Origin of the sequence: Pseudoxanthomonas sp. X-1 (genome assembly GCF_020042665.1) — a bacterium.
Classification (GTDB): Bacteria; Pseudomonadota; Gammaproteobacteria; order Xanthomonadales; family Xanthomonadaceae; genus Pseudoxanthomonas_A; species Pseudoxanthomonas_A spadix_A.
This window is the reverse complement of the sequence record NZ_CP083376.1, coordinates 822402-845947: the sequence shown is the minus strand read 5'-3', so window position 1 is coordinate 845947 and position 23546 is coordinate 822402. Positions and strand designations below refer to the sequence as shown.

Annotated in this window: 12 protein-coding genes and 1 tRNA gene; 6 read left to right on the top strand and 7 right to left on the bottom strand. The window is 70.2% G+C overall.

All coding sequences use genetic code 11. The features are described 5' to 3' along the window. The first annotated feature begins 33 nt into the window (after positions 1-33). Both LAJ50_RS03800 and LAJ50_RS03795 read left to right on the top strand, forming a co-directional pair. Entirely contained in the window at positions 34-1926 is a 1893-nt protein-coding gene (locus LAJ50_RS03800; protein WP_138654345.1) for an EAL domain-containing protein, read from the top strand. 29 nt (positions 1927-1955) lie between these two features. Next, positions 1956-4406, top strand: coding sequence for a hybrid sensor histidine kinase/response regulator (locus tag LAJ50_RS03795; RefSeq protein ID WP_138654347.1), 2451 nt, complete (start codon positions 1956-1958; stop codon positions 4404-4406). Here the strand turns inward: LAJ50_RS03795 and bfr are convergent. From bfr to LAJ50_RS03780, 3 genes are all read right to left on the bottom strand, one after another. Further along, positions 4379-4849 (bottom strand): bacterioferritin, encoded by a 471-nt coding sequence (gene bfr, locus LAJ50_RS03790; RefSeq protein WP_130550994.1) that lies wholly within the window; start codon positions 4847-4849, stop codon positions 4379-4381. The genes LAJ50_RS03795 and bfr overlap by 28 nt on opposite strands. 107 nt (positions 4850-4956) lie before the next feature. Beyond that, positions 4957-5172 (bottom strand): bacterioferritin-associated ferredoxin, encoded by a 216-nt coding sequence (locus LAJ50_RS03785; protein WP_130550591.1) that lies wholly within the window; start codon positions 5170-5172, stop codon positions 4957-4959. 66 nt (positions 5173-5238) lie between these two features. Then, positions 5239-5847, bottom strand: coding sequence for an RNA pyrophosphohydrolase (locus LAJ50_RS03780; protein WP_138654349.1), 609 nt, complete (start codon positions 5845-5847; stop codon positions 5239-5241). 120 nt (positions 5848-5967) lie between these two features. Between LAJ50_RS03780 and LAJ50_RS03775 the strand changes: the two genes are divergently transcribed. Beyond that, a tRNA-Met gene (locus LAJ50_RS03775) sits at positions 5968-6044 on the top strand. Positions 6045-6179: 135 nt separating this feature from the next. Here LAJ50_RS03775 and LAJ50_RS03770 read toward each other — a convergent pair. From LAJ50_RS03770 to LAJ50_RS03760, 3 genes are all read right to left on the bottom strand, one after another. Next, a complete protein-coding gene (locus LAJ50_RS03770; RefSeq protein WP_205961551.1) occupies positions 6180-7499 on the bottom strand; it encodes an ATP-binding protein in 1320 nt (439 codons plus the stop codon). A 144-nt stretch (positions 7500-7643) separates the two neighbouring features. Continuing rightward, positions 7644-11354 (bottom strand): TonB-dependent receptor, encoded by a 3711-nt coding sequence (locus LAJ50_RS03765; RefSeq protein WP_205961552.1) that lies wholly within the window; start codon positions 11352-11354, stop codon positions 7644-7646. An 11-nt stretch (positions 11355-11365) separates the two neighbouring features. Further along, positions 11366-18034: an OmpA family protein gene (locus LAJ50_RS03760; RefSeq protein ID WP_224096458.1), complete on the bottom strand. Its 6669-nt coding sequence runs from the start codon at positions 18032-18034 to the stop codon at positions 11366-11368. A 379-nt stretch (positions 18035-18413) separates the two neighbouring features. Here LAJ50_RS03760 and LAJ50_RS03755 point away from each other — a divergent pair, with 379 nt between their 5' ends. Continuing rightward, positions 18414-19115 carry a response regulator transcription factor gene (locus tag LAJ50_RS03755; RefSeq protein ID WP_224096457.1) on the top strand — a complete coding sequence of 234 codons (702 nt, stop codon included), beginning with the start codon at positions 18414-18416 and terminating at the stop codon, positions 19113-19115. 83 nt (positions 19116-19198) lie between these two features. Here the strand turns inward: LAJ50_RS03755 and LAJ50_RS03750 are convergent, their stop codons facing one another. Continuing rightward, positions 19199-19606, bottom strand: coding sequence for a helix-turn-helix domain-containing protein (locus LAJ50_RS03750; protein WP_130550584.1), 408 nt, complete (start codon positions 19604-19606; stop codon positions 19199-19201). Positions 19607-19676: 70 nt separating this feature from the next. Here LAJ50_RS03750 and LAJ50_RS03745 point away from each other — a divergent pair, with 70 nt between their 5' ends. Further along, positions 19677-20408, top strand: coding sequence for an SDR family oxidoreductase (locus LAJ50_RS03745; RefSeq protein ID WP_138654357.1), 732 nt, complete (start codon positions 19677-19679; stop codon positions 20406-20408). Positions 20409-20976: 568 nt separating this feature from the next. Continuing rightward, positions 20977-23484: a TonB-dependent receptor gene (locus LAJ50_RS03740; RefSeq protein ID WP_130550582.1), complete on the top strand. Its 2508-nt coding sequence runs from the start codon at positions 20977-20979 to the stop codon at positions 23482-23484. The last annotated feature ends 62 nt before the right edge of the window (positions 23485-23546 follow it).

The following is a 23546-nucleotide window of genomic DNA, read 5'->3' as shown; positions in this document are numbered from 1 at the left end:
GCATAATGGACCTCAGTCACGCCGGAAAGCCCGATGCCCGCACCGCCGTCCCCCACGTCTTCGCCCTCGTCTTCGCCGCGCCCGCTGGTGCGCGCCGAGATGCCGCCGCCGCACTACTGGCGGCGCTGGACCGACGACGTGCCGGCCCTGTCGGCCAGCGCCGAAGGCGACCCGGATGACGGCGCCGGCGCCGGCCTGCCGGGGGCCCCGGGAGCGCCGCCCGCCGCGGGCGCGGCAGGCGGCGAAGGCGGCCCGGCCGAATCGCCTTACCGTGTGCTGATCGTCGAGGACGACCGCCCCCAGGCCCTGTTCGCCCAGAGCGTGCTGCACGGCGCGGGCATGCTGGCCGAAGTGGAGATGGACGCCGACAAGGTCATCGACAGCATCCAGCGCTTCGTACCGGACCTGCTGCTGATGGACCTGCACATGCCCGGCCAGGACGGCATGTCGCTGACCGTGGCCATTCGCGAACGGCCCGAGTACCTGGACCTGCCGATCGTGTTCCTCACCGGTGATCCCGATCCGGAGCGCCAGTACGACGCCCTGGACAGCGGCGCCGACGACTTCCTGACCAAACCGATCCGCCCGCGTCACCTGATCGCCGCGGTGTCCAACCGTATCCGCCGCATGCGCCAGCGCCTGCCGGTGCAGGTGCTGGCCAGCGCCGCGCCCGAGATCAACCAGACGCCGCTGGACGTCAATCCCGAAACCGGCCTGCACACCCGCGCCTACGTCCAGCAGCAGCTGACCTCGGCGCTGGAGGAGCACGCCGACGGCGGCCTGTTCTTCATCGAGATCGCCGGCGCCCTGGGCCTGCGCGACCGCTATGGCTACGCCGCCTTCGAGCAGCTGATGTCGCAGGCCGCGCGCCAGCTCTCCGGCTTCGCCGCGCCGCATCCGCTGGCGCGCCTGAACGACAACAGCTTCCTGGCCGTGGCCCGCGGCCTGCCGCGCGAGGGGCTGGAGGGCTTCGCCCGCTCGCTGCACGACCAGCTGGCCAAGGTATCGCTGCCCGTGCGCGCCAACGAGACCATCCAGCTGCGCGCGATCATCGGCTACTCCGAGCTGGCCCTGGGCTTCGCCGACCGCGATGCGGCCCTGGAGGCGGTCGAACACGCCGCCGTGGCCGCGCGCAGCCAGCCCGGCCACGTCGCCGCGCACGTGCCGGCGCCGTCGGCCAGTGAACAGGCCCGCGCCTCGCTGGCCGATACCACGCTGGAGCTGCTGTTCCAGCCGATCGTGTCGGTGGCCGGCGGCGACCAGGCCCAGTTCCAGGTGCTCATGCGCCTGCGCCAGGCCGACGGCACGCTGCTGCCGGCCGCCCAGGTCGTGCCGGCGGCCGAGCTGTCCGGCGACATCGTCGACCTGGACCGCCAGATCATCACCCGCGCGCTGGACCTGATCGCCAAGCGCAAGGTCGAGGGCGCCGAGCTGCGCCTGTTCGTGTCGCAGTCGCCGCTGACCCTGAGCCGCGCCGGCGCGGCCGACTGGCTGATCGGCGAGATCCGCCGCCGCGGGATCGAGCCGTCCGCGCTGGTGGTGGACCTGCGGCTGTCCGACGCGCTGATCCACACCGTGGCCCTGCGCGATTTCTCCCAGGCGCCGATGCAGGCCGGCGTCCAGTTCTGCCTCAGCCAGTTCGAACCGGGCACCGATGCCGAGGCGCTGCTGTCGCTGCTGCCGCTCAGCTACCTGCGCGTGTCCAGCCGCTTCGCCGGCGCGCACAAGGACGCCGCGCTGCGCGGCCAGCTGCGCGCCACCATCGACCTGGCGCATCGCCAGAACCTGCTGGTGATCGGCCAGCAGATCGAGGACCCGCAGGCCGCCGCGGCCATGTGGATGGGGGGCGTCGACTTCATCCAGGGCAACCTGGTGCAGGGCGTCGGCCAGGACCTGGGCTTCGACTTCCATAACGCGGTGCTGTAGTGGTCGCCGCGCCAGGACGTGCGGCACTGATGTCCTGGCTGGCCGCGGCGGCGGCCGCGCTGTTGCTGGTCTCGCTGTGGCTGGACCTGTCGATGGTCCCCGGGCCGTGGCTGCTGGTGGCCTTCTCCTCGGGCATCGCGGCCCTGCTGGCGACGGTGGCCACGCTCGTCCTGCTGCACGCGGTCGCGCACCATGCCGAGGCCGCCGACGCACGCGCGGCCATCGCCGAATCCGAACGCCAGCTGGCCCAGCGCGAGGTCGAGCGCCTGGGCCGCGTCGAGGGCGAGCTGATCAAGGCCAAGCAGGCGGCCGAATCGGCGGTGCTGGCCAAGGGCGAGTTCCTGGCCACCATGAGCCATGAGATCCGCACCCCGCTCAACGGCATCGTGCCGATGCTCGAGCTGCTCTCGCGCTCGGCCCTGGCGCCGGATCAGCGCCAATTGCTGCTGACCGCCACCTCGTCCTCGCAGACGCTGCTGCGCATCGTCGACGACATCCTGGACTACTCCAAGCTGGAGGCGAACAAGCTCGAGCTGGAGAACACCGCCTTCAACCTGCGCGAGGTGCTCGAGCAGGTCATGCAGCTGATGCAGCGCCCGGCCGAGAACCGCGGCCTGCGCCTGGGCCTGCAGCTGGACCCGACGGTGCGCCTGTCGGTACGCGGCGACCCACTGCGCCTGCGCCAGGTGCTGACCAACCTGATCGGCAACGCCATCAAGTTCACCGAGCGCGGCTCGGTGACCCTGGTGGCCCGACGCCTGGGCGAGACCGGCGCCCAGCACCTGCTGCGCTTCGAGGTGCGCGATACCGGCATCGGCATCGACGCCGAAGGCCAGGCGCGGCTGTTCAGCCCCTTCAGCCAGGCCGACGCCTCGACCACCCGACTGTTCGGCGGCACCGGCCTGGGCTTGGCCATCTGCAAGCGCATCGTCGGCCTGATGGGCGGGCGCATCGCGGTGGTGTCCGAACCCGGGCGCGGCTCGACCTTCTGGTTCGAGATCCCGCTGCTCAAGGCGCTGGGCGACCTGTCCGCGCCGGCCCGCCCGGAGCAGGCGCGCGTGCTGCTGGTCAGTGCCGACGGACGGCTGCGCTCGCGCCTGTCCGGCCTGGTGCCGCAGTGGAATACTTCGCTGCAGTGCGTGGAGACCGTGCAGGAGGCGCTGGAACGCCTGCGCTCCAGCACCGCCGGCTTCAACAGCGTGGTCGCCGACCTGACCCCGAGCATGCGCAGCAGCGCGCGCGCCCTGCACCGCGTGGTCGGCCGCCTCGCGCAGGACACCGGCACCCAGTTGGTCTGGCTGTACGGCGACGAGCCGGTGCCCGAAGACCTGCGCGCCGGCGCCACTTCGCTGCCGCGCCTGGCCCATGAGTCGGACCTGCGCGCGGTGCTGGCCACCGTTTCCAGGCCGCCGGTCCCGGCGACGACCGGGCCGAGCCAGGTCGAGCAGCCGCTGCCGCTGCCAGAACCGGAGGCCGCGGCCGACGCCACGGCAGCGCCGCCCGCGGCCGCGCCCGATGCTGACGCCTTGCCGCTCGCCCCGGACGGGCGACGCGTGCTGCTGGTCGAGGACAACCCGGTCAACCTGGCGGTGGCCGAGAAGATGCTCGAATCGCTGGGCTTCCGCGCCGACCACGCCCAGAACGGCGTGATGGCCCTGGAGCGGATGGAGCGCACCCGCTACCCGCTGGTGTTGATGGACTGCCAGATGCCGCTGCTGGACGGCTATACCGCCACCCGCCGCTGGCGCGAGCGCGAGGCCGAGCGCGGCCAGCCGCGCGTGCCGATCGTGGCCATGACCGCCAACGCCATGGCCGGCGACCGTCAACGCTGCCTGGATGCGGGCATGGACGATTACCTGTCCAAGCCGGTCTCGCGCGCCCTGCTGGAGGAGTGCCTGCAGCGCTGGCTGCCGCCGGTGGGCGACGCCTCCCCTGCGGACGAGACCCCGCCCGCCCCTGTCGCACAGCCAACCCCTGTCGCACGGCCCGCCGCTTCCACTGCTTCCGCCGCTACGGCTCCCGCCGTGGCGCCCGAGGCACTGCCGCGCCCGCCGCCTTCCGCCGCGCCCGCCGGCGCACCGGCGCTCGGCGCTCCGGTGGTGTTGGACAGCGCGCTGCTGGACGAACTGACCGAGTTCACCGGCCCCGATACCGCGCGCATCATCCAGGTCTTCCTGGAGGACGCCCCACGCCTGATCGCCGAGCTGGAGGCCGCCTCGACCGCGCCCGACCTGGAGGCCATGCGCGCGGCGGCGCACTCGCTCAAGTCCTCCAGCGCCAACCTCGGCGCGATGGCGCTGTCGGCCGCGGCCAAGCGCGTCGAACTGGGCGCGCGCGAGGCGCGCCTGGAGCGCCCGGCGGTGGCCGTGGCCCTGGTGATCGCCGAGTTCGCCCGCGCGCGCGTGGCGCTGCAGGACTATCTGGCGCGCCTGGAAAGCGCGCCGGCCGCGGCTCAGTCGTCGAGCTTGGTCAACAGGTAGTTGGGCTCGCCGATCCGCACGATCAGGTCCAGCTGGGTTTCCAGCCAGTCCACGTGCTCTTCCTCCGAGTCGAGGATGTCCACCAGCAGCTGGCGGCTGACGTAGTCGCCCACGGTTTCGCAGTAAGCCACGCCCTCGCGCAGCAGCGGCAGCGCCTCGGTCTCCAGCGCCAGGTCGCACTGCAGCATCTCGCGCGGGTTCTCGCCCACGCGCAGCTTGCCCAGGGCCTGGAAGTTCGGCAGTCCTTCGAGGAACAGGATGCGGTCGGCCAGCTTGTCCGCATGCTTCATCTCGTCGATGGAGGCCTTGTACTCGTACTCGGCCAGTTCCTTCAGCCCCCAGTGCTTGAGCATCTTGGCGTGCAGGAAGTACTGGTTGATCGCGGTCAGCTCGTTGTAGAGCACCTTGTTGAGGAACTCGATGACCTTGGCGTCGCCCTTCATCGTCATGCCCTGCGTGGAGAATCGACGCGCAGGATAGCGGCCGCCGGCAAGCGGTGAGGAAACGCGAATCGTGATCAGTCCCGCGCCGTGCGCGGGCGGCACGGCCTCTACGCCGCGTTGGCCAGCGCGGTGCCCAGCAGCGGCAGCGGGAAGTCCAGCGCGGCGTGATGTTCGGCGAGCAGATCGGCGGCCATGTCCAGGCAGCTGCCGCAGGTGCTGCCGGCGCCGGTGCGCATGGTCAACTCGGACACGGTCCTGCAGCCGTTGGCGGCGGCTTCGCGGATCTGGTGGTCGGTGACCCCGTTGCAGATGCAGACGTACACGGCGATGGCGGGACGGCGGCGGGCCCGAGTGACCCGATGCCATTCAATCGCGGATGCGAATGATTGTCAATTTGCCGGCGTGGCCGGACCTGAACCCTCGCGGCGACGCCCCGCCCGCGCGCGGGGACGCTGCGAGTTGCGCGCCTGGCCCTCGCCCGGGCGCCGCTCCAGGCGCTGCTGCGGCACGGCCTGCGCGCCGGCCACGACCCGCGCCATCGGCGCCAGGTGGCCCAGCGCGCGCGCGTACACGCCGCGCTTGAACATCACCACGTGCTCCATCGGGTACCAGAAGTCGACCCAGCGCCAGTGGTCGAACTCGGGGGCGTCGGTCAGGTCCAGGCGCACGTGGCGCTCCTCGCCGACCAGCCGCAGCAGGAACCAGACCTGCTTCTGGCCGATGCAGACATGGCGCTCGTTGCGGCGCACCGCGCGCGGCGGCAGGCGGTAGCGCAGCCAGCCCGGCGTGGCGCCGAGGATCTCGACGTGTTCGGGCAGCAGCCCGGTTTCCTCGCGCAGCTCGCGGTACATGGCCTCCACCGGCGTCTCGTCGGTGTTCATCCCGCCCTGCGGGAACTGCCAGCCGTCCCGGCGCACGCGACGCGCCCAGAAGACCTTGCCTTCCGGATGCATGAGCACGATGCCAACGTTGGGTCGGTAACCGTCCGGATCGATCACGACGCGGACTCCTGAAAATCTACTGGGTCCGAATGTGCCACGCCCCGGCCGCCGCCTCAACCCGCCGCGCATCGATTGACAAGCCGCCGGTCGATGCCCAGAATTGCCGGTTCTTCGCGCGGCTATGTAGCTCAGCCGGTTAGAGCACAGCACTCATAATGCTGGGGTCGGTGGTTCGAGTCCACCCATAGCCACCAGAGGCCATGCCGCTGGTAGCGCGAGAGGCGCGACAAGGGTCTGATTCACTGGAAGCTCCAGGCGAATCAGGCCCTTTTTGTTTGCCTGGATGCGCTGAAGGAGAGATCGACAGAACGGCGGGCCGGCAGACGCCGTCAGCCGCCGGGCACCGCCGCGGGCTTTTCCACGCCGGCGGAAGCAGGCGCGTCGCCGGACGCCTTGAACTCCAGGGAGAACGTCGCGCCCATGCCCGGGGCGCTTTCGGCCCAGACCCGTCCGCCCTGGCGCTCCATCACGTCGTAGATCATCGCCAGCCCCAGGCCCGCGCCCTGGCCTTCCGGCTTGGTGGTGAAGAAGCTGTCGAACAGATGCTGCCTGGCGTCCTCCGACAGGCCGACGCCGGTGTCGCGGCAGGTCAGGAGCACCCTGCCCTCGCCGCTCCTGCGGGTGGTCAGTTCGACCAGGTCGCCCTGCCGGGTGGCGTCGTTCGCGTTGCTCACCAGGTTGAGCAGCACGAGTTCGATCTCGGAGGCATCGGCCTCGATGAACAGCCCGGGCGTGAGGTCCAGGCGCAGGCCGACGCCAGGCTGCAGGCTCTGTTTGAGAAGGGGATGGAGCTCTTCGACGACGTTGGACAGATCGATGGTCTGGACGAAGCGCTCGCCCTGGCGACTGAAGACCAGCAGCTTCTGGCTGACGGCGTTCGCGCGCCTGGCGGCGGACTCGACTCCGGCCAGGGCCTGCCGGGCCTCGCCGATGTCGCTGGCCTGCTGGCCCTGCCGGGTATACCCGAGGACCAGCATCAGCAGATGGCTGAAGTCGTGATTGAGGCCGCTGGCGAGCCTGGCCACCGCCTGCACTTTCTGCGCGTGGACCAACCGGTCCTCGACGAGGCGCCGCTGCTCCACTTCCTGCTCCAGGCGCGCCCGCGCCGCTTCCAGGTCTTCCGCGCGGCGGGTCGCTTCCAGCAGGCTGCTTCGAAGCGAAGCGCTCGTGCGGTCCAGCACGATGGCGATGAGCAGGAAGATCGCTGCGGAGATCAGGCCGTCGCCGATGTCCACGTCCGCATTGGGCAGATCGGCCTTGACGCCGAGCGCGAACGCCAGGCAGATGCTCAGGAACATGGCCCACAGCGCGGAACGGCCCACCACCAGCGCCGCGATCGCCATGAAGACCGCCAGGACCGGCTGCTCGAAACGCTGCGCGCCGAAACCTGCCGTCCAGTAGGACACGCACAGCGACACGGCGAAGACCATCAGCAGCTGTCTTGCCGCCCAGCGGAACCGTCCCCGGCGGATCAGCACCATGCCGCTCAGCGCCACCAGGCTCGTGCCGATGCTCAGCAGCATGCTGGCCTGCTCGCCCTGCCGCCAGGGGATATCCACGAAGAACGCGCGATAGCCCCAGGCCAGCATCGGCAGCGTCGCGAAGAGCAGCAGCACGATCTGCAGCATCGGCGCGTTGCGCCTGTCCACGGGATCGGCCACCGGCGCGGCCCTCAGCCAGCGAAGCGGCGCACCCAGCACCCGCATTGCCCATCCACGACGGCTATCCACTTCCGCACGACCTCCGAAACCTGGCGCCCCGTCCCCATCGGGGCGCCAACGCGAAGTCGGATACTAATAGGTCCCGGTCATGGTGATGAAGAAGCCGCGCTGGCGGTCGTCGAAGTCGGTCAGCGTGTCGCTGAAGTCGGTGAAGTTGTAACCGGCGCCGATGCGGAAGTTGCGGCCGATATCGCGGTCCAGTCCGACCAGCCATCCCCGCTTCGTGCCGCCATCGTCGACCCGCAGCGTGCGATGCTCGACCAGGGCGTGCCACTGCCATGCCAGCTCGTAGCGGACCTGGCCGGCGTAGAACGTCGTGTCCGAGTCGAACCAGGCCCCGCTCCCGCGCCCGTAGCGCACCTGGCCCGTCCGCCGCGCGACCTTGGCGGCCAGCTCCCAGTGCTGGTCCAGCTTGTACACGCCCTCCAGCGAGAACACCTGGGTCTTCTGGTCGTAGTCGGCCCCGCCGATCTGGGCCAGCGTGGCCAGGTCGTACAGGTAGGTGTAGCGGCCGAACACGCCCCAGCGCAGCGAGTTCCACGGACGCCAGGCGAAGCCCACGTTGCCTTCGATGAAGCGCGCACCGGCCAGCGGATCGATCCTGTCGTCGGTATCGGAGTAGTTCAGGCGCGCCGCGATGCGCCAGCTGTCGTTGAAGCGGTGGGTCAGGCGGTTGGTCGACACCCACTGCTCGCGCTGCTCGGCGCCGGTATCGCGGCGCCATTCCAGCTTGCTCTGCCAGTCGGTGTCCGGCGAGGTGCGCCCGCCGCTGAGGCTGATCGCGCGCCGCGAGACGTCGCCGCCGGCGCTGTTGACCAGTTCGCCGCGCTGCAGGGTGAAGCCGGTGTTCCAGCCCTGCGCCGGGTAGAAGTCCAGGCCGAAGGTGTGCGCCAGGCCCGATTCGGTGCCGGTGTCGGACTTGAGGAACTGGCTTTCGTTGAACACGTTGATCTGGTTGGTCAGGCGCCAGCGCTGTCCCAGCGTCCAGCCATCCTGCGCCCGGCTGTTGAACAGCGGGTCGTAGGCGTCGGTGTCGGTGCTGGCGGTGTAGGCGCCGTAGAGACTGTGCTCGGGCGTCAGCCGGTACTCGGCATTGACCTGGGCGGCGTTGCCGCGATCGCCATCGGTGTATTCCGCGCCGACCGAGGACAGGTCGCCGAACAGGTACTTGCCGCCCACCGTGTAGGCGTCGTTGTCGGCGTAGCGGCCGTGGTCGTCGTCCAGGGTGAGCTGGGCCTGGCCGTACAGATCCAGGCTGGTGCCCAGGCGGCGGGTGTACTTGAGCGCGCCCAGCAGGCCGTCGGCCTCGCCGGCCAGACGGGTCTCCTCGACCCGGCGGATTTCCGCGGCCAGCGTGTCCAGCTCGCTGATCCGCCACTCGCCGGTGGCCTGCGCCTGGACCAGCGATTCTGCCCCGGCCTCGGCCTTGGAGTAGCGCGCGTACAGGCTGATGTCCGGGGTGAACTGACCGCGGACCTCGGCGCCGTACTCGGTCACCTCCTCGCCCAGATCGTAGCGGCTCACCGAATAGCCCGCGTCCACCTCGCGCCACCAGGCGCCGGCCGACCAGTCCAGCTCGGTCCAGCCCAGCTCGCGCAGGTTGGCGCGCGCCTCGACCGCCCGGGCGGCGCCCTCGCGTGGGCCGCCGGCGTTGAGCTGGGTGAAGGTGAAGCCGCCGTTGTCGGAGAAGAACACCGGCGTGCTCAACGCCTCGGTCCGGGTGTACTCGGCCTTCAGGTAGGTGCCCTTGCCCGCCTGCAGCGTCATGTCGCCGCCGGCCAGCGTGTAGTCCTGGCCGGAACGGTTCTCCTCCACGTAGGTCGTGCCTAGGGCGAAGTGATCGCCGAACCATTGCTTGGCGCGCAGGCCGGCGGTGAGGTCGTTGGGATCGAAGCCGGTGGGCACGAACTCGTAGTCGGCCAGCAGGCGCTGCTGGTAGCCGTCCAGCGGGGCGTCGCGGGTCAGCGTGGGCACGTTCTCGCGGGTGATCTGCGCCAGCGGGCGGGTCAGCAGCAGGCGGCCCTGGATCTGGTCGATCTCGTAGTCCACGCCACGCACCAGGGTGACGCGGTCCAGCACCCGGCCGGTGGTGCGGTCGCTCACCTCCAGCACCACGTTGTCCGAGCCGGCCAGGATCTGGGTGTGCCTGAGGTAGTACAGGCTGCCGCCGGTGCCGAGGAACTCGCTGTGGCCCGGGGCGCTCTGCGCCTGCGAGCCGAACACCCGCAGCTCGGTGTCGGGATCGCCCCAGCGGTTGGCGCCAAGCGAGCGCCAGTTCAACGCCGCGCCGTACAGCGAGCGGATGTACTGACCGTACTCGGTGCCGGTGAAGCCGGTGGAATAGTTGCCCCACAGCGCCTGGTTCTGGTCCCAGTCCACGCGCACGTAGAAGCGGCCCTGCGTGTCCACGTCGCGGCGCACGGACGCATCGTCGCCGTAGGTGGGGTAGTACAGGTCCGGATCCAGGCTGCGGAAGACGTCGGTGGCGTAGGCCTCGGTGAAATGGTCGAACAGGTGCTGCAGGTCCTGCTCGGTGGTATCCGCCTGCGCGGTCACCAGGTATTTGCCCTGGAACTTGGCCTTGCCGTAGAACGCCAGCCGGCCATCGCTGATCACGTCGTCGGCATAGCGCGGATCGGTGGCCGACAGCGTCGCGGTCGAACCGGAGACCTTGTTCTGCGCCACGGTCACATCGGCCAGGCCGACGCCGAAGAAGTAGCGCCCGGTCACGTCCACGTCCAGCGCGTGGTGCGCCACCGGCTGGCCGCCGCGCGCCGGCGTACCGCCCAGACCATCGTCGCCGCCGGTCAGGGCCACATCGAAGCGATGGTGGCCCACCGGTACCAGGTATTCGGCGGCGAACTTGCGCTCCAGGTCGACCGGGTAGGACTCCCCGTTGATCTCCAGCACGTGGCCGGCCGGCAGGTTGCGGCCCTGGATGCGGATGCGCGAACCGTACAGCGGGATGTTGCGCTGACGCAGCCCGTTGCTGGAGAACACGTCATCGATCAGGCGCTGGGCCTGGGCCTGTTCGCTGCTCAGCGCGGTGCCCAGCGACTGCTCGGTGGCCTTGCGCAGGATCTCGCTGCCGCGCTCGGCTTCCTCGGGCCTGACCAGCTGCAGGGTCTTGGGCGAGGTCTCGTCGTAGTGGCCCTGGGCATCGTAGGCCCGCAGCACGTACAGCAGCGCATCGCCGGTGCGATAGCGGTAGGTCGCCGGCAGGGTGCCGTCCCATTCGCTGCGGCTGACGTTGCCCACTTCCAGCGGCAGCGTCGCCAGCGGCGCGACCAGGTCGGTGTCCGAGCCGCGATAGATCGCCAGTTCGTAGCGCGCGACGAAGGCCGAGTAGTTGCTGCGCACGTAGAACTGCACCGGCTTGGTGATGGCGCGGCCGTCGAAGGCCACCAGCGTGGGCGCCGACACCGACAGCTCGGCCTGGCCCAGCGCCGGATCCTCGGTGGCCCAGATCACTCCGCCGTTGGCCAGGTTCAACGAGAACTTGCCGGTGGCTACCGCCTTGCCCCGCGAATCCTGGAGCACGTCCACGCGGCGATCGGCCTGCAGCTGCGCCGAGGTGCGCGCGTCGGGGGGCGTGAGCGGTTCGCGTTTGCCGCGCGTGCGCACCTGGAACAGCAGGCCGTCCTGCGCGCTGCAGCCATGCTCGGCGCAGTCGATCCGCGCCGCATCGGCCTGGGCCTGCGCCGCCGCCGGCGACGCGGCGCCGGCCAGCAGGCAGATCAGGGTCGAATCCAGCAGCTTCATCTTCAGTGTCTTGATCTTCATGGCTCGTCCCCTCACTGCCCTGCCACGCCGGACGGCGCCGTCGGATCGGCGTTGGCTTGCACCTGGATCCGCGCGCGCAGCTCCGGGCTCAGCCGCCCGGCCAGCGCCTCGTAGACCGCCTGCGCCCGGCGCATCCCCAGCGCCGTGTTGTAGGCATCGGACGCACGCCGGTCGGCATGACCCACCAGCGAGACCACGCCGCCGCCCTGCCGCTCCAGATAGGCGGCGATCCGGTCCAGCAGCGGCGCGAACTGCGGCTTGATCCGCGCCTGGTCGGTGTCGAACAGCACCGTCCCCAGCCGTGGGCCGCCCGCCTCGATACCCGCGGTCATCGAGGCCGGATCGCGCACGTCGGTGCGCAGACTGAGGGTCAGGGCCGCGGCCGTGGCCGGATCCAGCCTCTCCAGCAACGCGGTCTTGACCGCGGTGGCCCGGTCGAAGGCCAAGGCCTGCGCCTCACCGTCGGCGGCGATCAGCACCTCGCCACCGCGATGCGCCCGGACCTGCGCGGCGATCCTGTCGACGGCGGCCAGATACTCGCTGCGCACCTCGCTGCTGCCCGGCGCGAACAGCACCTGGCCCAGTTCGAGTTCCAGCGTCCCGCCCTCGCCGGCGAGTTCCTCCACCGGCAACCGCACGCCGAAGTCGAAGCGCACCGGCAGGCCCGGGGTGATCCGGCGCAGCAGCGGGTTGGCCGTGGTGAACGCCGCGCCCGGCGGCAGCGTGGACGGATCCACCTTCAGGATGAAGTTGCGTCCGCGCGCGGCGTTGCCGCCATCGACGTCCTCCAGGTGGAAGCGGCCGAACTGGTCGGTCTCGATCAGCAGTCCCTCGACCGAGGCGATGCGCACGCCCGGCACGCCGCGCTCGTCGATGCCGGCGTTGGCGATCACGTAGTCCACGATCACACCGCCCTGGCCCTGCGACACCCGGCGCTCGACGGTCGGCTCGGCGGCGTTGAGGCCCTTGGCCGCGGCGCCCTGCCGCTCCACCGTGGTCCGTCCCGCCGCATCCATGCGCACGCGCACGCCTTGATCGGTGGTCAGCACGAAGTCGTCGGTGAAGGCCGCCTCGCGCAGCACCTGGCGGATCACCACCTGGTGGGCCTGCACCGGGTCGGCGCTGGACTGCCGTCCGCGCAGTCCGCCCACGGCGATGCCGTGCAGCAGCGGCGCGCTGGCGTCGGCCAGCGGCTGCCAGCCGGCGCCGGCGTCCATGACGGTCGAACCCGGGACATAGGCCGCGGCCGCGAAGCCGCCCTGCACGCGCAGCCCGGTGATGTCCGCACTGTCCTGCCAGCCGTCGCCGTCGCGATCGTCGAAGACCGTGCCGAACACCAGGCTCTGGTCCACCAGCGGATCGGACTCGACGCTGACCGAGGCGGTGCTGACGTTGGACACCGGCTCGCCGGAACCGGTCAGCGCCACGGCCCGGTTGACCTGCGTGCCCTGGCGCACCCCGGCGCCCACGCGCATCAGGTACACGAAGGTGGCCGTCTGGCCGGCGCCCACGTCCACCCCGTCGATACGGATCGGAGACTGCCCGGCCACGGTCGCGGCGTTGTCGCCGTCGCCAGCGACGAGCGAGCCGTCCACGTAGGTGAAGCCGGGCGGCGGCGTGTCGACGATGCTGCCACCGACGAAGGGCGACTGGCCCACGTTCTCCACCGTGACCGTGTAGCGCACCAGATCGCCGATGCGCACCTGGCCCACCGATACGGACTTGCGCAGGCGCAGGTCGTAGTTGGACACCACCGGATGCTGGGTCGCACAGCCGGCATCGCAGCTGGGCGCGTCGATACCGCTGGGCACCACCGTGTTGCCCACCGTGCCGCTGGCATCGGCGGCGACCGTGGCGCTGTAGACGAAGGTGTGGGTACCGATCGCGGTGCGCGCCGGCAGCGCGCAGGTCAGCCCCTGGCCGCTGCCCGTGCAGCCGGCGGGCAGTGCACCGGTCAGGGTCTGGTCGCCGCTGAGCGTATCGGTCAGGGTCACCACGCCGCTGGTCGGCGCCGCGGCCACCGTCACGGTGACGGTGTAGGCGATGACCTGGCCCGGGATGACGTTGCTGCCGCTGGCCGGATCGGAGGTCTTGGCCACCGTCACCACCGGGCGCACCACCGCATGCTCGGTCGCGCAGGTGCCACAGGTCGGCGCATCCGCGCCGCTCGGCACGACCGTGTTGCCCACGCGGCCGCTGGCCGTGGCGTCCACCGTCGCGCGATAGGCGAAGGCATGGCGACCCGGCAGGGTGCCGGCCGGCAGCGTGCACACCAGGCCGGTGGCGGTCGCCGCGCACCCGGCGGGCAGGTCGCCGGCCAGGGTCTGGGCACCGGTGAAGGTATCGGTCAGCGTCACCGCATCGCGGGTGGAGGCGCCGGCCACCTCGACCGTCAGCGCATAGGCGATGCTGTCGCCCGGCGACACCGTGGCGCCGGGGCCCGGATCGGCGCTCTTGCTCACGGCGACGGTCGCCACCGCGACCGGATGTTCGGTCGCGCAGCTGCTGCACCGCGGCGCGTCCACGCCGCTGGCCACGACGCTGTTGCCCACCGTGCCACTGGCATCGGCATCGACCGTGACCGCGTAACTGAAGGCATGGCGGCCCGGCAGGGTGCCGGCCGGCAGCGCGCAACTGAGCCCGTCACCGGTCGCGGTGCAGCCGGCCGGCACGGGGCCGGACAGGGTCTGCCCACCGCGCAGCGTGTCGGCCAGGGTGACCACGCCGGTCGTGGCGGCGTCTTCGACCACCGCCGTCAGCGTGTAGGTGATCGACTGGCCGCGGCGAACCTCGGCGCCCGGCGCCGGGTCGGAGGTCTTGCTCACGGTGACCACGCTGGGCACCAGCGGGTGTTCGGTCGTGCAGGTGCCGCAGGTCGGGTTGTCCGCACCGCTGGCGGTCACGCGGTTTGCGACCGTGCCAGTGGCATTCGCATCGACGGTGGCGCTGTAGCGCACCGGATAGCTGCCCGGCAGCGTGCCCGCCGGCAGCGTGCAGTTGAGCGCGCCCGAACAGGTGAAGGCCCCGGCCGAGGTCACCGCACCGAAGGTCAGGCCGTTGCCCAACGTGTCGGCCAGGACCACCGGCGCCGTGGTGGCCGAATTGGCCACCGTCACGGTCACGGTGTAGTTCAAGGTCTGGCCCGGCGCGACCTGCGCGCCCGGTGCCGGATCGGACGTCTTGCCGACCGTGATCGCGGCGGGGATCAGCGGGTGCTCGGTCGTGCAGGCGCTGCAGGTCGGATTGTCCGCGCCGCTGGGCACCACGCTGTTGCCGACCGTGCCGGTGGCATTCGCATTGACGGTGGCGCTGTAGCGCACCGGATAGCTGCCCGGCAGCGTCCCGGCCGGCAGCGTGCAGCTGAGCGCGCCCGAGCAGTTGAAGGCCCCGGCCGAGGTCACCGCACCGAAGGTCAGTCCGCTGCCGAGCGTATCGGCCAGGACCACCGGCGCCGTGGTGGCCGAGTTGGCCACGGTCACGGTCACCGTGTAGTTCAAGGTCTGGCCCGGCGCGACCTGCGCCCCCGAAGCGGGATCGGAACGCTTGGTCACGCTGACGGCGGAGACGACGACCGGATGCTCGGTCGTACAGGTGACGCATGTCGGACCGTCGGCGCCGCTGGGCGTCACGCGGTTGCCGACCGTGCCGGTGGCATTGGCGTTGACGGTGGCGCTGTAGCGCACCGGATAGCTGCCCGGCAGCGTCCCGGCCGGCAGCGTGCAGTTGAGCGCGCCCGAGCAGGTGAACGCGCCGGTCGAGGTCACCGCGCCGAAGGTCAGGCCGTTGCCCAGCGTGTCGGACAGGACCACCGGCGCGGTGGTGGCCGAGTTGGCCACGGTCACGGTCACCGTGTAGTCCAAGGTCTGGCCCGGTGCGACCTGCGCGCCCGACGCCGGGTCGGAGGTCTTGGTGACGCGGACGGCGGGCGCGACGACGGGATGTTCGGTGGTGCAGGTGCTGCAGGCCGGGTTGTCCGCGCCGCTGGCGGTCACGCGGTTGCCGACCGTGCCGGTGGCGTTGGCGTTGACCGTGGCGCTGTAGCGCACCGGGTAGGTGCCCGGCAGCGTGCCCGCAGGCAGGGTGCAATTCAGCGCGCCCGAGCAGGTGAACGCGCCGGCCGAGGTCACCGCGCCGAAGGTCAGGCCGTTGCCCAGCGTATCGGCCAGCACCACCGGCGCGGTCGTGGCCGAGTTGGCCACGGTCACGGTCACCGTGTAGTTCAACGTCTGGCCGGGCGCGACCTGGGTGCCTGGCGCGGGATCGGCGGTCTTGACCACGCTCACCGCCGTGGCCACCACCGGATGTTCGGTGGTGCAGGTGACGCAGGCCGGGTTGTCGGCGCCGCTGGGCACCACGCGGTTGCCGACCGTGCCGGTGGCAGTGGCGTTGACCGTGGCGCTGTAGCGCACCGGATAGGTGCCCGGCAGCGTCCCGGCCGGCAGCGTGCAGTTGAGCGCGCCCGAGCAGGTGAAGGCTCCGGCCGAGGTCACCGCGCCGAAGGTCAGGCCATTGCCGAGCGTATCGGCCAGGACCAGCGGGGCGGTCGTGGCCGAATTGGCCACGGTCACCGTCACCGTGTAGTTCAGGGCCTGGCCCGGCGCGACCTGGGTGCCTGGCGCAGGATCGGAGGTCTTGGCCACGCTTACCGCCGTGGCGACGACCGGATGTTCGGTGGTGCAGGTGCCGCAGGTCGGGTTGTCCGCGCCGCTGGCGGTCACGCGGTTGCCGACCGTGCCGGTGGCGTTGGCGTTGACCGTTGCGCTGTAGCGCACCGGGTAGGTGCCGGGTGCCGTGCCCGCCGGCAGCGTGCAGTTCAGCGCACCCGAGCAGGTGAACGCGCCGGCCGAGGTCACCGCGCCGAAGGTCAGGCCGTTGCCCAGCGTGTCGGCCAGATTGACCGGCGCCGTGGTGGCCGAGTTGGCCACGGTCACGGTCACGGTGTAGTTCAAGGTCTGGCCCGGCGTGACCTGCGCGCCCGGCGCCGGATCGGAGGTCTTGGCGACGCTCACCGTGGGCGCCACGACGGGATGTTCGGTGGTGCAGGTGCTGCAGGTCGGATTGTCCGCGCCGCTGGGGACCACGCTGTTGCCGACCCGGCCGGTGGCATTGGCATTGACCGTGGCGCTGTAGCGCACCGGATAGGTGCCCGGCGCCGTGCCCGCGGGCAGCGTGCAGTCCAGCGCGCCCGAGCAGGTGAACGCGCCGGCGGAGGTCACCGCGCCGAAGGTCAGGCCGTTGCCCAGCGTGTCGGCCAGGACCACCGGCGCGGTGGTGGCGGCGTTGCTCACGGTCACCGTGAGCGTGTAGTTCACGGTCTGGCCGGGCGCGACCTGGGTGCCCGAGGCCGGGTCGGCGGTCTTGGCCACGCTCACTCCCGGGCCGACAGGAGTGTTCTCCACGCAGTCGTTGCCGGCCGCCGCGCAGTCCACGCCGTCGACCGCCACCGTGTTGTCGATACGGGTGACCGTGCCCGGCAGGGGCTGGGCGACGCGGGCCACGAAGTGGAGCACGGCCGTGCCGCCCGCGGGCACATTCACCGTGCTGGCGTTGGTGCAGGTGCTGCCGCTGCAGGTGAAGTCGTTGCCGGCGGCCACGCGGCTGGTGTTGGCCGGCAGGGTGTCGACCACGTCGCCGGCGAACAGCGTGCCCACCGCGCCGCCGGTGTTGCGCACGGTGATGTCGTAGCCCAGCACGTCGCCGGCGTAGACCACGGGGTTGTTGCCGGCCGCGGCGCCGTTGACGGTCGCCAGTGTCTTGACCACGCCCAGTTCGGGCTCGGACAGCCGCGGGAAGGCGCACGAGGCCAGGTCGCGCGAGCCGTTGGCCGTGGTCGGTGCGCCCGCGGTCAGCGCGCCGGTCTGCGGGTTGTAGCCGTAGTAGCGGCTGGTGCCGCTGTTGTTGGCGACGTAGAGCGTGCCGTCGTCGGCGAAGGCCACGCCGGCCCAGTTGATGGTGCTCGGCGCCCCGTTCAACAGCGGCCGCGTCTGCCGCACCGCGACCAGGCTGTTGGCGAAGTCGATCCGGTACAGGTCCTGCCCGGCGGACAGCCAGCCGGCGCCGTCGGCATCGATGGCGATGTCGCCCGACCCCAGGTCGGTCGGCGCGATGTCGTAGGTGAGGTTGCCGATGTTCTGGACGGTGTAGCCGTACCCGGTCGGATTCGGATCCACGCGCCACACCTGCGGGGTCGACGAGCCGCCGGCGATCAGATAGCCGACGCCACCGGGCGTCATGCCGGCGCGCGGGAAATCGGGCGAGGCGAACTCGGGGACCGCCTGGTACCAGCCGCCGTTGCCCGCGTCGTAGGCCCACAGCACCGTGGTGGAGTTGGTCGGGCGCGAGACGAACAGCAGCCGGTTGCGGACCGGATCGATCATCAGGCCGTTGACGTTGGAGGACACCGTCACATGCAGTGCCGGGACCACCGCGTCGTTGCCGGCGCCCGGCGTGTAGCGATAGATGTCCACGCCGTTGACGATGCTGTAGACCGCACGGGTCCCGGTCGCCGGACAGAAATCCGTCGCGTCCTGCGCCGCGGCCGGCCGCATGCCCACCGCCGTCAGCACCAGGACCAGCAACAGCTGGATCGCGGCGCCGGCACCCCAGGCGCGGCCGCGGGCAAGCAGATGCGATCGACGCCCGCGCACATCCGCGCAGGCGCTCCGTGATGGTCCGTTCATGCCGTTTTTCCCCGATGCTTCAGCCGTTCGCGCGCGCCGCGACCCCGCTCCTGTGCGTTGTCGGGCGTGCGAGGTGTGCGCGCAGGGCGCGCTTGCCCATGGCGTGGGCACGCCGCGCGCGCTCACCCCACTCCTTCGTCATGCGTTGATCCGGTCGCTCCGCCGATGCGTCGGCGGCCCCTTTTTTGCGGGGCGCAATGTAGTGGCAACATCGCGCCGTTACACGCACCCAAAATTCCCGCGATGGCAATCCGATGAAATTTTCTGCAATCTTCGGGAGCCTCCCCATGGGCGACACCCAAGTCGCGATGACATCGGGGGCAGGCCTGCATCCAACGCCCGTGCCGCTGAAGCGGCGTCACAGCAGGAAACCAGCCCCTTGAGCAAGACCGGCAACAACGCCCAGATCCTGGTGGTGGAAGACGACGACGAGCTGCGCGAACAGATCCTGCTGCCGACGCTGCGCGCGGCCGGCTATGTCGCGGCCGGATGCGGCAGCGCCATCGAGATGTACCGCCGCCTCCTGTCGCAAGGCTATGCGGCCATCGTGCTGGACGTGGGTCTGCCGGATGAGGATGGATTCAGCGTGGTCAAGAACCTGCGCCAGTTGGGATTCACGGCCGGGATCACCCTGCTGACGGGCCGCGGCTCCGATCGGGACAGAGCCAAGGGGCTCAATGACGGTGCGGATGCCTATCTGACCAAGCCCGTCGATCCCGAGGTGCTGATCGCCACGATGGGCAGCGTGCTCCGCAGGGTGTCCTCGGGCGCGAAGCAGCCCCTCGCCCGACCCGGCGCATGGAGCGTGGGCGCGGGCGGCTGGGAGCTGCTGACCCCGGACGGCACGCAGATCCGGCTGAGCCACGGCGAGCGCGCGCTGATCCTGCTCCTGGCCGACAGCCCCGGCGAGGTGGTCGCGCGCGAAGCGCTGATCGCGCAGCTCACCCGCGAGGTCGAGGATTTCGATCCGCATCGCCTGGAGATGCTGCTTCACAGGCTGCGCAAGAAGGTCCAGGCCCAAAGTGGGCAGGCGCTGCCGTTGACCACCGTCCGGGGCGCGGGATACGTGCTGTCCTTCTGACGGACCGCGGCGGGTGACTGCGGCCCTCGCGGCCTCGACACGCCATCCGAATCGTCTGGCGCTGCGCTTCCAGCCGTCGGTGACTAGGCCTCCGCGTTGCGCTGGTCGAACCGCTCGCTGGCCGCGTCCATCTCGCCGCCATGCGCAAGCGCCCAGTCGCACAGCGCCTCGAACGGCTCGCGCAGGGCATGCCCCTGGGGCGTGATCGCATACTCGACGCCCACCGGCGAGGTCGGCAGCACGGTCCGGGTCACCAGGCCGTTGCGCTCCAGCCGCTTCAACGCATCGGCGAGCGCCTTGTGCGTGATGCCGTCCAACCGACGCTTGATTTCGTTGAAGCGCGAAGGTTTCGGACAGATCACGACCAGGATCAGGATCGTCCACTTGTCCGCGATCTTGTCCAGCACCGGCCGGATCCGCGCCATCTGCGACAGCACTCTGCAGGACTGCGCGGCCAGCTCGGTATCGCCATGTATATCTACGCTACTCATAGTGCGTTCTTGATACCAGATTTACTGCGTATACCTTATCGCGCATCTCTTTCCAGGCAAGGTCTTGGTGATGAATCGGATGGCGGACAAGGTGGCATTGGTCGTGGGCGGGGCGAAGGGCATCGGCCTGGCGGTGGCGACGCGTCTGGCGGCGGAGGGGGCGACCGTGTTCCTCACCGGCCGGGCGCAGACGCAGGTGGACGCCGCCGTTTCGGCCATCGGCCGCGGTGCCCAGGGGCTGGTCGCGGATGCCAGCGCGGCTGAGGACCTGGCGCGCGTGGTCGCCGAGGTCCGGGCGCGCCGCGGGCACATCGACGCGCTGGTGCTGAACGCCGGCATCAGCGAGCCCGCCGCGCTGGGCGATGTCACCCAGGAGCACTTCGACCGGCATTTCTCGGTCAATGTCCGGGGCGGGCTGTACGGCCTGCAGGCCGCCCTCGGCACGCTGAAGGACGGCGCCGCCGTGGTCCTGGTGGGGTCGGTCGCCAGTTCCATCGGCGTCGCCCACTACGGGACCTACGCCGCGACCAAGGCGGCCCTGCGCTCCTATGCGCGCACCTGGGCGGCGGAACTCGCGCCGCGCGGCATCCGGATCAATGTCGTGGCGCCGGGCCCGACCGATACCGAGATGATGGCGCGCGTGCCGGAGGACGTCCGCGCGTCGATCATCGCGCCCATCCTGCTGGGCCGGATGGCCAGGCCGGAGGAAGTGGCCGCCGCGACGCTGTTCCTGCTCAGCGACGAGGCCAGCTTCATCACCGGCACGGAACTGTTCGTGGACGGCGGCATGGGCCAGGTCTGATCCAAGGACCTGCGGCAGGTAGCGGGATCCGTCCGATCCCGCGCCGGCTCGACCCGGCTTCGGCGACCCCGGAGCCTCGCGGTGCCGGCACATTGCGGCGGCCGCGACCTGCTGATCCACTGCGCGGCGCGCTGCCGCGGCCTGTATCCGCGGCCTGCAGCGCGGCTCGCATTGCGCCCGAGAGCGGCGTGCGAAGCGCGCAAGTCATGACGGGACATCGCGGGTGCCACGGCATGTCCCGTTCGCGCCACGCTGTGCTGCGTCGCAACGCTCGGGTGCCCCGCGCCCGTCTTCCCATTCGATAGCAGCAAAATCAAAAGCGCGCGAATTGCGGGCGATTTTGCCTGTCCGCGCGCATGACAGCGCAGGACATGACGGCACCGTGCGTGCCTCCCCCCTGGTCAATTTGACACCTTTGTCAGCGCCTCCCTACCGTGCCGCGCATCGCGTGCGCGATGGCCGTTGCCGGCTGCAGGAGGGGCGCTGGCAAGGGAGGCAGAAGCGTGGCGCATGCGTGTCCGTGCTGTCTTTAGAACGTCGTGGGACCACATTCTCCGGGGAGGGGAACATGCAACGCATCTGGTTGACGCGCTATGCGCTCTCGGCGGCGATCGCCGCCAGTCTCAACGCCACCGCCTTCGCGCAGGAAGCCGCGACCGCTCCACAGACGCCGACGCCGGCTCCGGCGTCCAAGGACAACGCCACCACGCTGGACACCGTGGTGGTCTCGGGTACCGCCCAGGCCGGTGGCGTGAAGAAGCTGGAGGCCAGCTTCAACATCGTCACGGCCAACGCCGAGCAGATCAAGCAGGCCAATCCCAAGAGCACGGCCGATCTGCTGAAGATCTCGCCGGGCATGTGGCCCGAAACCAGCGGCGGCCAGACCGGCGCCAACATCGAGATCGCCGGCTTCCCCGGTGGTGGCGATGCGCCCTACTTCTCCACGCTGCTGATGGGCTCGCCGCTGTACGGCATGCCGACGCTGTCGTTCTTCGAGACGACCTCGATGTTCCGCCTGGACGACACGATCGAAGCCGTGGAGATCCTGCAGGGCGGTCCGTCGGTGGTGTTCGCCGACGGCCAGATGGGCGCGTCGGCCAACTTCTTCCTCAAGACCGGCACCGACGTGCCGTCCGGCAGCGTGGGGCTGACCTACGGCAACGAGGGACTGTGGCGGCTGGACGGCTTCGCCGGCTTCAAGCTGGCCGACAGCTGGTACGGCAGCGTGGGTGGCTTCTGGCGCGAATCCGACGGCGTGCGCGATCCGCAGTTCAAGGCCGACAAGGGCGGCCAGCTGACCGCCACGCTGTCGCACGAGACCGACGCGGGCAAGTTCACCCTGTACACGCGCTACCTCAACGACAAGAACCAGTTCATCACGCCGGTCCCGCTGATCCAGCGCGGCAGCGACAGCTTCAGCGCCTATCCGGGCTTCGATCCGCTCAAGGACACGTACTACAGCAAGGCCATGCAGCACGTGTACCTGCCCAGCTATCCCAACGGCGGCACCAACGCCGACCTGGCCGACGGGCGCGGCGCCAAGATGTTCTTCCTGGGCGGCAACTTCGACTATCAGCTTGAGAATGGCTGGTCGATCAGCGACCGCTTCCTGTTCGACGAAGGCGACATGGACACCAACGCGCTGTTCTCGGGCAACAACCCGGCCAGCCTGGCGGACATGCTCTACAACCCGAACACGCCTGGCGGCTTCAGCCTGCCGGCCGGTTCGGCCACGGCCACCTACACCACCGGCGGCGCGGTACCGCTGGACCAGAGCGTGATCCAGCAGGGCTGGTGGCACATCCACAAGCACCTGAAGAGCTTCAACAACGACTTCCGGCTGAGCCGCGAACTGTTCGAAGGCAACACGCTGACGGTCGGCCTGTACTACGCGCACTACACGATGGACGACAAGTGGTCGCTGGGCAACCAGATGCTGATGACCAACACGCCCAACGCCACGCCGATCGCGGTCACCTACGTCGATGGCGGTCAGACCTACTACCGCACCGACGGCCAGGGCTTCGCCGATTTCGGCGGCTACCACATCGTCCAGCGCGGCAGCGCCACCAACAAGGCGATCTATCTGTCCGATTCGTGGCGGGTGGGCAAGTGGCTGCTGGACCTGTCGGGGCGTCTTGAGAACCAGGACGCCAAGAGCGACGTGTGCAACATGACCAACCAGGACCTGGACGGCGATCCGCGCACCCTGTACGACAACGCCGTGCCGGTGTGCAACGGCACCTACGCGCACAACAAGTACGACAAGACCCATCCCTCGTGGACGGCCGGCGCCAACTACAGCTTCAACGAGCACACCTCGGCCTACGGACGCGTCAACACCGGCGGCCACTTCCTGGACTTCGACAACGGCATCCGCGGCACGACCAACGACAACTTCCCGCCGCTGCAGAAGATCCGCAACTACGAAGTCGGCTTCAAGTACCAGTCGCCGCTGCTGTATGTGGACCTGAGCGCCTACCACCGCGTGTTCACCGGTCTGCAGTACCAGCCGACCGATGGCCTGGGCACGCCGGTGGGCAGCCCGCAGATCTACGGCTCCAAGTCCAATGGCGTGAACCTGCTCGGCGCGCTGACTCCGGTGGAGAACCTGCGCCTGCAGGTGGTGGCCAACTACCTGGACGGCGAGTACACCGACTACAACGCCTGCTTCCAGTACACCGACATCAACGGCCAGGCGGCCTGTGCGCCGATCGAAGGCAAGCAGCTGCAGCGTCAGCCGAAGTTCCGCGGCATGTTCACGCCCAGCTACCGCTTCGTGACCGCCTGGGGCGACATCCTGCCGTACGTCACCTACACCTACGTGGGCGACCACACGCAGGATCAGTCGGGCCTGCAGCAGCTGGGCTCGTACCACACGGTGGACTTCGGCGTGACCAGCAACATCGGCGATCACTGGCAGCTGAACCTGCGCGGCACCAACATGACCAACGAGCTGGGGCTGACCGAGTCGAACTCGCGCATCTTCGGCAATGCGGCCAGTGCCGGCGGCGTGCTGCTGGCCCGTCCGCTGGAAGGCCGCGAGGTCAACTTCCAGGCCAAGTACCTGTGGTGAACCGCGGGCTCGGCTGCTCGTGACGCGACAGGCAACACGCACGACGACGCCCGGGCAGGTCC